The sequence below is a fragment of the Anabaena sp. 54 genome (assembly GCF_017355725.1).
Classification (GTDB): domain Bacteria; phylum Cyanobacteriota; class Cyanobacteriia; order Cyanobacteriales; family Nostocaceae; genus Dolichospermum; species Dolichospermum heterosporum.
The window spans coordinates 1-12439 of record NZ_JAAVWA010000046.1; the positions used below are offsets into that span (position 1 = coordinate 1).

The window sequence follows — 12439 nt, forward strand, 5'->3', positions numbered from 1 at the left end:
TTTCTATTTGAATTGGGCGATCGCTAAATAATTTCTCCTCCTTAATATGCCATATTAAATGCTCAGTTTGCATTTGCAACTGTGGATCTGTGGATTTAGCAACTACTCCTTGTGAAAATTCTACCCGTTGTTCACGAGTTTTAATCTTTGCCTCTTGAGCTACAGCCTGTAATTGTTTATGACTACCATTTAACTGATTGCGAACAATTAATAAATCTTCTTGAGGCCGCCATTCTAGCTCATTACCCTTGAAGACAATCCCATTACGGGTATCAGTAGCGACAATTTTACCTTGAAGAAATAGTTGCTTACCATCTTGCTTAATGTCAGCTTTTTCTGCTTTAATTTGGTAGACAACTTTTCCATCTTGGTAAAGTTCCCCTTCAGGATTTTCCGCCTGACCTACTTGTTTATCTGTAGTGTACTTTGCCTCTTTAGCTTTAACTTTCCAAATTGGTCTACCTACCTCATCAAATTGTTCAAAAACAATCCTAAAAAAAGTTATCTTAGTATCATCATCTTTTGGAGATGAAGGATCAGTTTTTGATTGGGTAGGTAATAGATTACCGCAACTCGACAAGCATAAGCCTAAACATAATATCAAAGGCAGGTAAAACCAATTAGTTAGTGATGTTAACCCCAAAAATGAACAGAAGTGGGGAGAATGATTTTTAATTCCCCTCTGATGTTTTCCATCTTGTCTTCCATTCTCCCTCGCTTGTGAATCTTGCATTATTCTGGAACTTCTAGATGTCTATTACTATCTCTAGGATCGTCTAAAAAGCCCATACTAGACAATGGGCGATATGGATAACTTTGGCGGGGAGTTTTTTGGATATCTTCTTTGATGGCTTCTAAATCAATATAGCGATCGCTCACATTAATTAAACTATCACTAGTCATAGAACGCAAACTCACCACCTCTACCCTCACCCCACGATAGCTGACAGAATTGACAGCATAAGCCAAATCGCCGTCACCGCTGACTAAAACTGCGGTATCATAGGAATCGCACAATGCCATCATATCAACAGCTATTTCCACATCTAAGTTAGCTTTTTTAGAGCCATCTGGTAATTGCACCAAATCCTTAGCAATCACCCGATAACCGTTACGACGCATCCACAACAAAAAGCCTTGTTGTTTCTCATTTGTCCGATCCACTCCTGTATAGAAAAAAGCCCGTAATAGCCTTGATCCGCCAGTCAATCGGCACAATAACTTAGTGTAATCAATTTCGATTCCTAGTTGTAGTGCCGCATAAAATAAGTTTGAGCCATCAATAAAGATAGCCACCCGACCCCGATTTTCCAAAACCTGTTCTGGGGTAAATATTGAGTCGTTTTCAAAATTGTTCAACATTGTTGTCATACCTTGTGTTGTTATCCCTGTTATGATAGAAATTTCTAACTATCTACTTGTTAGAGTTGCTTATGATAAGAATTCAGGAGTTCAGAAGGCAAGAGGCAAGAGGCAAGAGGCAAGAGTAAAGATCAATATTGTTCTTTATTCCCTGTTCCCTGTTCCCTGTTCCCTGTTCCCCGAATTCTTTGGTTTTTTAAGAAATTCGCAGTTCCCAAAATTAATCTTTTATTTTGATGTTTCTATCCGTTTAAAAACTGGTTTTGGTGTTCCCAATATTTGTTTATCGGATAATATTCCCCATGTTGAGTGGGTACAAAAAGGAGCTAAAATTGCACTTTCTTTTTGTTCATTAAAATTTATTCCCCAGCCTAATTGCTGATAAATATCACTGCTGATATTAGGAATAATTGGGGAGAGAAGATAAGCTGCTAGTCTTACAGATTCCAGCACCGCATATAGCACCACTTCCACTTCCCCCTGCTTACCTTGTTTATATAATGACCAAGGAGCTTGATCATCAATAAACTTATTACTGGCTTGTACCAGAGATAAAACATAGTGACAGGCTTCATTGAAAGCTAATGCTGTGTATGCTTGTTTCACCTTTTCTCCTAACTGCAAACCCATTGTTTTCAAAGGATTGTCAATGGGAATAGCTGATTGGCTGATGGACGGTACTTGACTAGCACAGTATTTCTTCACCATGTTTAAAGTCCGATTTAACAAATTACCTAAATCATTCGCCAAATCTGCATTCAAAACATTAATGAACCTTATTTCATTAAAATCGCCATCTTTACCAAATTCGATTTCCTTAAGGAAGTAATAACGAACGGCATCACTACCATAATTTTCCACTAAAGTAATAGGATCAAGGGTATTACCTAAAGTCTTCCCCATTTTTTGACCATCTTTAGTTAAAAAACCATGTCCAAATACCCTGTCTGGTAAAGGTAAACCTGCTGACATCAACATTGCTGGCCAGTACACAGCATGAAAGCGTAAAATATCTTTACCAATCAGGTGCAGGTTAATCGGCCACCATGTTTGTAAAGCATTAGCTAAAGTTGGTTCTGCATCTGGTTCTAACAATGCCGTAACATAACCCAGCAAAGCATCAAACCACACATATAATGTATGTTGAGAATTCACAGGTACAGGAAAACCCCAATCCAGATTTACCCGGGAAATTGAAAAGTCCTGTAAACCTTGAGCGACAAAATTGAAAACTTCATTCCGTCTGCTGACAGGTTGGATAAAATCTGGGTGGGACTGGTAAAACTCCTCTAACTGGGTTTGATATTTAGACAAGCGAAAAAAATAGTTCTGCTCGTCTCGCCACTCTACTTGTTTGTTAGTATGGGTGGGACAGTGTTTGTCTGCAAGTAAATCCCGTTCTTCCTTGAATTCTTCACAGGAAACGCAGTACCAACCTTTCTGTTGTCCTTGGTAGATGTCACCAGTTTCCCAAACTCGCTGAAAAAACTCTTTCACTATCGCTTGGTGACGGGGTGCTGTAGTCCGACTAAAGCGATCATATTGAATGTCGAGTAAATCCCACAAGTTAAGAAAACTAGGAACGATTTCATCACAAAAATCTTGTGGTGGTTTTCCTAAATTTGCTGCTGAACGCTGAATTTTTTGCCCGTGTTCATCTGTACCTGTAATTAGTAGCACTTGATGTCCCTGTAAGCGATTAAATCTGGCTACTACATCCGCTGCTATAGTTGTATAAGCACTGCCAATATGCGGAACATCGTTGACATAGTATAGTGGTGTGGTCAGTGCAAAAGTCTTTTCTGTTTTATTCACAAGATTCATGGACTATAAAAGCAAATTATTAATCAGTTTTCTCTATTAATAATCTAGATGATTTAGACAAAACTACGTAATTATATAACATTGCTACTTTTTTTTCAAACTCCTGGCGATGGATAACAAGTTTATGGACTGAAGAATTGTTTAATTACTTCTATAAATCCACCTGATTTTTAACTAAATCAGAGAAAGTATAGGAATCCGGTTTGATTCCTGAATTTTCCGTTGAGTTAGGGAACAGGGAACAGGGAACAGGGAACAGGGAAGAAGGATTTCAGTATGTACCGAGTTCTGTTCAAAAATCAAATAGGAGTCCTATATTTACTAATAATCATGGTAAAACCTGTTTCTGTCCTTAGTAGTTACAGAGAATACACTAACTGAAAATCTAGCGATATAACTAATTGTGTGGATATGATTTTGCATATTAGATGTTCCCAGTAATAATTGACTAAACTGTTAGTTGTAATTTTGAGTAATGTACTAGGTTGTTGTTCTAGAAATTCCTAATTTAGCGAGCCTTGTTTGGGAATTTTTAATCCATTAATCATTGAACTAACTATTAAAAATTTACTCGCAGCATTTAGCTAATGTCTAGCGGCTGAATGCTGACTCACATACTTATATATCATGAATACAAATTGCTATAAATTCTGTAATTATGGTTTCAGAGTGGATGATTTTTTATCTGGAAAGGTTGATTTTAGACAGATGAGAAAAGATAAAAATTTCATCACAATCCCTATCTGGATACAGAAGAGGGTAAAGTTAAAGATAGAGTAGACGAATAAAAATAAGTAAAATGCCAGCAGTTGATCCTAAACCTTGTTTTTTAACGCCAAATCCAGTAGAATCAGATTCTCCTTTATTTATCTATTTACCAGGTATGGATGGGACTGGTGAGTTATTGCAATCTCAAATCCCAGAATTAGCCTCTGGTTTAGATATTCGTTGCTTGTCCATACCCAAAAACTGTCTGGCCACTTGGGATGTTTTAGCGAAGAATGTTTTGGACTTGGTTCACGCTGAGTTAGAAAAAAGCTGTCAACGGACAATATATCTATGTGGTGAATCTTTTGGTGGTTGTTTAGCAATACAAGTAGCTATCCAGTCGCCGCAGTTATTTAAGCGTATTATCTTAATTAATCCTGCTTCGGCTTTGCAGCAGCAATCTTGGTTTAATTGGATATCTCAGGCTACTCAATTTGTACCATCATTCCTATTTGATATTGGTGCATTGGGTTTGTTACCGTTTCTAGCATCATTAGAACGGATTTCTCCAAGCGATCGCCATACACTACTTACAGCTATGCGTTCCCTACCATCAGAAACTGTAAATTGGCGCTTATCCTTACTGCGAGATTTCCAGGTTGATAGCAAAGAGCTACAACAGCTAACACAACCAATTTTACTCATTGGCAGTGGTAGCGATCGCTTATTACCCTCTGTAAGTGAAATTACTCGATTGGCAGGTATTTTACCAAATACCCAAACATTTATCCTACCATATAGCGGTCATGCCTGTTTATTAGAGAAGGATGTGAATCTCTATCAAATTCTCAAAGATAATGATTTTTTAGAAGTTAATATTAATATACCAAAAATTACTAAATCAACGGACAGTCCTGTTTTCACCACCTGAGTTCGGAGTTCGGAGTTCGGAGTTTCTCCTTCGGAGACGCTACGCGAACGGAGTTATGATTTTTTCAACGAGATCATAAGGGTTTGAGACTCACACTTGGGGCAGTTTTCCACAAATTAAGTAGGTTAGCCTTGAAAATCGTCGTTATGGCAAGGCAAGAGGCACTCATGCAAGAGGCAAGAGTGAAGAGGGTTTGGGCGATTTTACTTTTCTTTACACAGATTGGTTTTATTGTGTTCACCTACTTATCTTATGTCGAATTCAGGTTTTCACCAAGTCCGTGTGAAGCCCGGTTGTATTAGTATATGGGGTATAGGGGCAATTTATCTAGCTTGCGTCCGAAAGGGTCTTGCCCCTACAATGTGCAATTCTCCAGAGAGATTATTAGCAACCTGAAATACCAATATATTATCAGGAGATTATCGGTGAGTTTTCACACTTCCCGCTGTATTCTGTAACATCCGTTTACTCTTCGGGGATGAATACTCAATATCTCTAGAGGTTTGCATCGCCTCTTTAACAAGAGTTGCTAATTCTTCTAACTGATTAATTGCTTCTGCACCCTCTAACTTCATTAACTCTCTATCATCACGCATTTCTGTCCAAGTAATCCCATAATCGGATACTAAAAAGCGAATTAAGTGATTATCGCCTAAGCTCACCATAAAAGATGCACTGTTCATTTGGTCGCCGCAAGTATAACAAGAAGCCGGATAACCATACCTCTCTAGTACAACTGCTAGAGCTTGCAAATTCATTACTAAATCTTGAACAAATTGTCTATGCTCGTTTGCTAGTCTTAAAAACACTTGTCCCTCCAGACACCACAGTCATTTGAGTTTATTTTATATTTTCTTTAGATTTTCTCATGAATCGGTGTTGTAAAATGGGTTTTACAATTTTTAGTGTTTCATGGGTTCGTTAATTAGTTAACTTGTCTAGGTTAGTAGATAACGATTCTTGAATAAGTATCAGGCTATTCAATTTATCAGGTAGTTATAGCAGGCTCAATTACTAAAATTTACATTTTGGCTTTATTGCTCTGTCGGAACTGTACCTAATAAAATTTAGACCTTATTAGCCTAGCTTAAATTCCTTCGTAGTCAAGTTCTTTAAAGCCATACCTGGCACTATTACAGGTCATATAGAACCATATTAAGATGATTTATTCAGTCTAACGCTTATTTTCGTTCTTTGTGTTTTTACCTCCAGTTCAAATAAACCTCGAATGATATAGCATAGATTGAGATTAACGCAAGTGTTGAATATACTTAATTAATGTATCGTTTTTAATATATATTTTTAATACCCTCCATAACACTGATTAGGATTAGAGGATTTACAGGATTATAATTTGATGGTTAATGACTCAGTTTATAATATTTTGTCAGAATCAGGATAACCAGGATTATAGGATTAACAGGATGATTATTTGATAATTACTAGACGTGAATGATGTATTGATTATTACAATAATTTGATAAAAATGAACCTTTCTTCATACATTTATTTAATATTTTGTCAGAATCAGGATAACCAGGATTATAGGATTAACAGGATGATTATTTGATAATTACTAGACATGAATGATGTATTGATTATTACACTAATTTGATAAAAATTAACCTTTATTCATACTAATCATCAACAACCAACCAATAATTAAACAATCACATCCTGTACATCCTCAAATCCTGGACATCCTGATATGGCTTACGCCACGCTTCGCTATCAGACAAACACAACATTCACCACACAACAAATAATCATCCAATCACATCCTGTACATCCTTAAATCCTGGACATCCTGATATGGCTTACGCCACGCTTCGCTATCAGACAACCACAACTTTCATCACACAACAAATAATCAAACAATCACATCCTGTAAACTTTAAATACTTGACATTGTGATTTTTATACTATTAAGATTACAAGATTATTGTATAAATCATAGCAGCTTATATTAACTCATGGGTAAAAATTTTAATACAGTCAAGACGGAGGTTAAACACTGGAGAAATTTTACATTTAATGGTCAAGTTTACGACTTATCACATCTTGATATTCACTGGGTTGAATATACTGATGATACAGATGAAAATAACCCATTCACATACAGATTTATCGTCACATATAGCTCACATTGTTTTACGAAAGAATCGGATGAACTGAGCAGCGAAGAATCAAATTTATTGATGTATAATGCTCCAAGAGAATCTAGACCATTCAATTTTGAAAGATACAATTTATCAAAGCATTTACCCAGTATTATCAAGTCACTGGGTGAAAACACAACATTAGTATGTCATGCTGGATATGGAAACTTTGCAACCGTTAAAATTGTAGATTCTAGTGGTATTGAAGTTGATTATTTTGTTGTTTTTACAGTATTTCGGGAAAGTAAAAAGCTGAGGTTGCACGTAGAAAGCGCCTACCCTAAATATGATGGTATAGGTAAAATCAAAAAAGTTCGCTTTTTTGTGATAGCTAAAAACTTATTAAATAATAAAAAATTACCCAGTCCTTAAATAACAAAGACTCCTTGAGGAGTCTTCGCCAAAAATCAATTTTTGGTATTCAGAACGTCTTTACCGGAATTCCTCGACCATACAGGTAACGGGATGTCATGTTTAGACTATCTTTCAATGCCTAAATCATGTCTGCTGCATCCTATATTTCCATATTAGGCTATATTTTCAATTTCGTCAAGTTTGTATTTGTCTGATAGCGTAGCGTGGCGTAAGCCATATCAGGATACCCAGGATGAAAGGATTTACAGGATGGTTATTTGATGGTTGATGACTATTTACTTAATATTTTGTCTGAATCAGGATAACCAGGATTACAGGATTTACAGGATTGTTATTTGATGATTACTAGACGTGAATGATGTATTGATTATTAAAGTAATTTCATAAAAATTAACCTTTCTCCATACTAATCATCAACAACTAACCAATAATCAAACAATCACATCCTGTACATCCTCAAATCCTGGACATCCTGATTCAGACAATAATATGCTATTTTCAATACAGCATACATGAAACCAACCATTAACCAATCATGAATAATCCACAACAACCGCGAGAATACGATGCTGTGCTTGGTGGTAATAGTCCATCACTAGAAGGTGCAGCCGTTTTAGGTGGAATTGAAGGGGTACAATTGCGGTTGCAAAATCCAGAGCCACAGTTAAGAATTGCTGCACTAAATCAAGCATTAAATTATGGAGAACAGGGTTTAGATTTAGTAATTGCAGGTTTAAAAGATGAATCTTGGGCTATTCAAAATGCGGCTTATTTAATATTAAATAAAAGAACAGAACCAAGAATTAAACAACTATTACAAGATCCTAATAAACTAGGTTTTAAACTAGAAGAAATTGAAGTAGTCACAGTTGACAAATTTGGCGAAATTATTCAACGTCAGCCGCTTGTAGCCAGATATTTTATAGAAGATTTGGGTAATGATGTGACATTGGAAATGGCTGCAATTCCTGGTGGTACTTTTATGATGGGTTCACCAGAAAATGAAATAGGAAGACATGATAAAGAAAGTCCCCAACATCAGGTTTCTGTTCCTAGTTTCTTCATGGGAAAATATCCAGTAACACAGGCACAATATCAAGCTATTATGGGAACTCACCTGGGAAGTAACCCTTCTTATTTTAATGGTAGTAATCGCCCTGTTAAAAGAGTTAGTTGGAATGATGCAATAGCTTTCTGTGAAAAGTTCAGTCAAAGGACAGGAAAAAACTATAGATTACCTAGTGAAGCTGAATGGGAATATGCTTGTCGAGCGAGGACAACAACACCATTCCACTTTGGAGAGACGATTACAACGGATTTAGCTAACTATCATGGTAACTACACTTATGGCGGTGGGATTAAAGGAATTTACCGAAAAGAAACAACAGAAGTAGGCAGCTTTGGAGTAGCGAATAATTTTGGCTTATACGATATGCACGGCAATGTCTGGGAGTTGTGTCAAGACAATTGGCATAGTAGCTATAAAGGTGCGCCGACAGATGGAAGCGCATGGCTAGACACTGAAAAAAATACCAATAGGCTGCTGCGCGGTGGTTCGTGGGACAACATTCCTGTCTATTGCCGTTCTGCTTTTCGCTACGGCAGCTACCTCGCTAGCATCGGCGATATTGGTTTTCGGGTTGTATGTAGTGGTGCGGCGAGGACTTAATAGCACTATGCGCTTTTGCCCTCTTGCTCTTTTCTTTTCTTATCCCTCTCGCATAGCGAGAAAAATTTTTTGTCAGAATCAGGATATCCAGGATTAAAGGATTTACAGGATTGTAATTTGATGATTGATAGATGAGATTCATATATTTATTCTTCCATCTCACTTCATAAATATTCACTTTTCTCCATACTAATCATCAACAACTAACCAATAATCAAACAATCACATCCTGTATATCCTCAAATCCTGGTCATTATCTCGACTTCGCTCGATAACCACCTGATTCAGACATTTATTATTCTTTGCACCTTTGCGCGAAATAAAAAACCCAATAAACTAACAACTAACCCCCCTATTTATACATAATGAATAACCCCCATCAACAACTACTCCAACAAATAGACCTCATGCTTCGCGCCCGCTATCCCCTACTATATATAGTCGGAGTCGAAGAAGAACCAATAGAACAAGTCCTCCAACAACTCACCCAAATATCCCAGACACCACGACAACTATTATTATGGGATATCGTCACCGGTTGGGATGACAACGGAACTGATAAAGGTTCAGTCATGGGAGCATTATCAAGAATTACCAAAACCCCAGAAAATACAACCACAATTTTTGTATTGCGAGACATACATTTTATCCTCAAAAACCCCGAAACAGAAAAAAATGCTCCCGTAATTCGGGCTATCAAAAACCTCACCCGTCAACTCAAACGCACACGCCAAACCCTCATCCTCACCAGTCATACATTAACCATACCCCCAGAACTACAAGAAGAAGTTACAGTTATTGATTTTCCCTTACCCAACATCGAAGAAATAGATTATTTAATTCAGCAATTAATAGTCCCCGAAAAACTTAACTTAAATGGACTAGGAAAAGAACAATTAATCAAAGCCTGTCAAGGATTAAGTCGCGCCAGAATTAGAAGAGTTTTAGCCGCCGCTTTAGCAGCAAAAGGACAAGTCAACGAAACAGATATTGATAGAGTTTTAGAAGAGAAAAAACAAGCAGTTCGCCAAACCGGAATCTTAGAATTTTACACCGCCAATGAATCATTAAAAAACGTCGGTGGCTTAGAAAATCTCAAACAGTGGGTGCGAATGCGTCAAGATGCTTTTACCGAAGAAGCACGACGTTATGGAATCCCCAACCCCAAAGGCATTTTATTAGTAGGAATCCAAGGAACAGGTAAATCATTATCAGCCAAAACTATCGCCCATGAATGGCGTTTACCATTGTTACGTTTGGACGTGGGGAGATTATTTGGGGGTATAGTGGGAGAAAGTGAAAGTCGCATTCGGCAAATGATACAATTAGCAGAAGCAATATCACCCTGTGTATTATGGATGGATGAAATAGATAAGGCATTTGGTAATATTAATAGTGGTGTAGATGGTGACTCTGGAACATCGCGCCGGGTATTTGGTACACTCATTACCTGGATGCAAGAAAAAACCAGTCCGGTGTTTATGGTAGCTACTGCTAATAACGTGCAAATATTACCAGCCGAGTTATTAAGAAAAGGGCGATTTGATGAAATATTCTTTTTAAATTTACCCACAGAAAAAGAACGCCATGATATTTTTAAAGTCCACTTGCAAAAAATCCGTCCTTCCCGACTGCGAGAATTTGATTTACAAAGACTCGCAAATCATAGCGAAAACTTTAGCGGTGCTGAAATTCAACAGGTAATTATTGATGGTATGCACCGCGCTTTTGGTAGTTTAATTGATGGTAATAGGCGGGATTTTAACACTGAAGATATTTTAGCTGCGGTGTCGGAAACTGTTCCTTTGGCGGCTATTGCTAAGGAACAAATTACTAGTTTAAAACGCTGGGCTGCGGAAGCTGGCGCAAGAACGGCTTCTGTTGATACGCTGTTAATTGAGGAGTTGAAGGTTTATTCTCAGCAGCAGGGTTTGGGTCCTTTGGAGGTGGATTAAATAATAAAAGAAAACGAACCGCAGAGGCGCGGAGGACGCGGAGGGAAGAGGTTTTGGAGATATTTTTTATAGGAGTTGATTTTTTATGTCTCATTTTACAACTATCAAGGTGCAAATTAAACAGGGTGAAGTTTTGCTTGACGTTTTGCAAGAGTTAGGTTATCAAGTTGAACAAAATACTCAAGTTCGGGGTTATAGGGGTGATAAAACTAATGCTGAATATGTGATTAAGCAATCTAATGGTTATGATTTAGGTTTTCGTAAAAATGAAGAAAGTTATGAATTAGTGGCAGATTTTTGGGGTGCGAAAATTAATCAACAGGAGTTTATTAATAATATCAGTCAAAAGTACGCCCATAAAACTTTGATGGAAACCATACAAACTGAGGGTTTTAGTGTGGAAGAAGAGGAAGTTTTAGAGGATGGTACGGTGCGGGTTTTAGTTGGTAGATGGGTTTAAATAAGATCCCCGACTTCTTTTTAAGATTTTATCAATAAATGATTAAATAAGGTAAGAAGTCGGGGATCTGAGGACAAAAGGAAAAATCATTATGGCTGAATATCAAAAAGTTGAATATCGCATTGGTAAAGATGGTAAAATTGTGGAACGGGTTTTAAATGCAATCGGTTCTAGTTGTGTGGAAACAACAAAAGGGTTAGAAAAGTCCTTGGGAGAAATAGAATCTCAGGAATTGTTACCGGAATATTATCAAGATGATGAGTTAATTACCACTTCCGAAAATCAATCTTTACAACAACAATAAACTAGAATAAACTAGATCCCCGACTTCTTTAAGAAGTCGGGGATCTGAACACCAACTACATAAACAAATAATATGCTAGAACAAATTAATGATATTGCTTTTGCTGTAATTCTCGTAATCATCGTTTATATTATTCTCCGGTTTTTATTCCCAGCAAATAATCAAGATATACCTATTAATAATCAACCCGTAACTTCTCTAGACACAGAACATAAGATTAAAGAGTTAGAAATTCAATGTCAACGACTACGAGAAGAATTAAAACAACAATCTCAACAATTACAAAGTGATTTTCAACATGAAACTTTTACCCAATTACAAACTTTACTCAGCAATTATCCCACAGTCAAAAAAATGGCTTTAGCTAAACCTGACTTACCTGCTAAAAACTTAGTTTCTCTATTTACATCTTTAGATAATTTAATTACTAATTGGGGTTATAATGCTATTGGTGAAACTTGGGAACAGGTTAATTATAATCCCCAATTACATCAAGCTGATAGTGATGATATTCAAGAAGGGGAATTAGTCTATATTCGTTTTATTGGTTATCAAGATGGTGATAAAGTTCTCTATCCTGCTAAAGTTAGTCGCACTCTTCCCCCAGGATTCAATAATACTTAAACTCATGAATTTGTAGGTTGGGTTGAGGAACGAAACCCAACATTTACTGCTTACAATTTTTTAGATAA

General features: G+C 36.8%; 11 protein-coding genes. 7 read left to right on the plus strand and 4 right to left on the minus strand.

Translation table 11 applies throughout. From position 1 onward, the window contains the following. The 3 genes from lptC to metG form a co-directional block, all read right to left on the minus strand. Window positions 1–733 (minus strand): LPS export ABC transporter periplasmic protein LptC (lptC, locus tag HEQ36_RS24245; protein ID WP_290708630.1); only part of this gene is annotated, 733 nt, incomplete at its 3' end. After that, complete coding sequence (locus HEQ36_RS24250) at window positions 733–1362, minus strand: NYN domain-containing protein (protein WP_027403313.1); 630 nt, start codon at window positions 1360–1362, stop codon at window positions 733–735. The genes lptC and HEQ36_RS24250, both read right to left, overlap by 1 nt. Before the next feature lie 228 nt (window positions 1363–1590). Next, window positions 1591–3186 carry a methionine--tRNA ligase gene (metG, locus tag HEQ36_RS24255; RefSeq protein WP_039200952.1) on the minus strand — a complete coding sequence of 532 codons (1596 nt, stop codon included), beginning with the start codon at window positions 3184–3186 and terminating at the stop codon, window positions 1591–1593. Window positions 3187–3985: 799 nt separating this feature from the next. On the opposite strand from metG, the gene HEQ36_RS24260 reads away from it, so the two are divergent. Continuing rightward, window positions 3986–4825 (plus strand): alpha/beta hydrolase, encoded by an 840-nt coding sequence (locus tag HEQ36_RS24260; protein ID WP_168466215.1) that lies wholly within the window; start codon window positions 3986–3988, stop codon window positions 4823–4825. Window positions 4826–5244: 419 nt separating this feature from the next. Here HEQ36_RS24260 and HEQ36_RS24265 read toward each other — a convergent pair whose 3' ends face one another. Continuing rightward, the gene (locus HEQ36_RS24265) at window positions 5245–5634 is read right to left on the minus strand and encodes a DUF1815 family protein (RefSeq protein WP_039200949.1); all 390 of its coding nucleotides are present in this window, start codon (window positions 5632–5634) and stop codon (window positions 5245–5247) included. A 1164-nt stretch (window positions 5635–6798) separates the two neighbouring features. Between HEQ36_RS24265 and HEQ36_RS24270 the strand changes: the two genes are divergently transcribed. From HEQ36_RS24270 to HEQ36_RS24295, 6 genes are all read left to right on the plus strand, one after another. Next, a complete protein-coding gene (locus tag HEQ36_RS24270; protein WP_168635748.1) occupies window positions 6799–7356 on the plus strand; it encodes a heat-shock protein in 558 nt (185 codons plus the stop codon). 538 nt (window positions 7357–7894) lie between these two features. Beyond that, a complete protein-coding gene (locus HEQ36_RS24275; protein WP_168635749.1) occupies window positions 7895–9028 on the plus strand; it encodes an SUMF1/EgtB/PvdO family nonheme iron enzyme in 1134 nt (377 codons plus the stop codon). Between the two features lie 365 nt (window positions 9029–9393). Beyond that, window positions 9394–10983: an AAA family ATPase gene (locus HEQ36_RS24280; protein WP_168635750.1), complete on the plus strand. Its 1590-nt coding sequence runs from the start codon at window positions 9394–9396 to the stop codon at window positions 10981–10983. 85 nt (window positions 10984–11068) lie between these two features. Continuing rightward, the gene (locus HEQ36_RS24285; protein WP_053537901.1) at window positions 11069–11443 is read left to right on the plus strand and encodes a DUF1257 domain-containing protein; all 375 of its coding nucleotides are present in this window, start codon (window positions 11069–11071) and stop codon (window positions 11441–11443) included. 91 nt (window positions 11444–11534) lie between these two features. Then, window positions 11535–11747: a DUF2997 domain-containing protein gene (locus HEQ36_RS24290; RefSeq protein ID WP_015079055.1), complete on the plus strand. Its 213-nt coding sequence runs from the start codon at window positions 11535–11537 to the stop codon at window positions 11745–11747. A 72-nt stretch (window positions 11748–11819) separates the two neighbouring features. Next, on the plus strand, window positions 11820–12371 hold the full coding sequence (locus HEQ36_RS24295; RefSeq protein ID WP_168635751.1) for a molecular chaperone GrpE: 552 nt from the start codon (window positions 11820–11822) through the stop codon (window positions 12369–12371). Window positions 12372–12439: the final 68 nt, after the last annotated feature.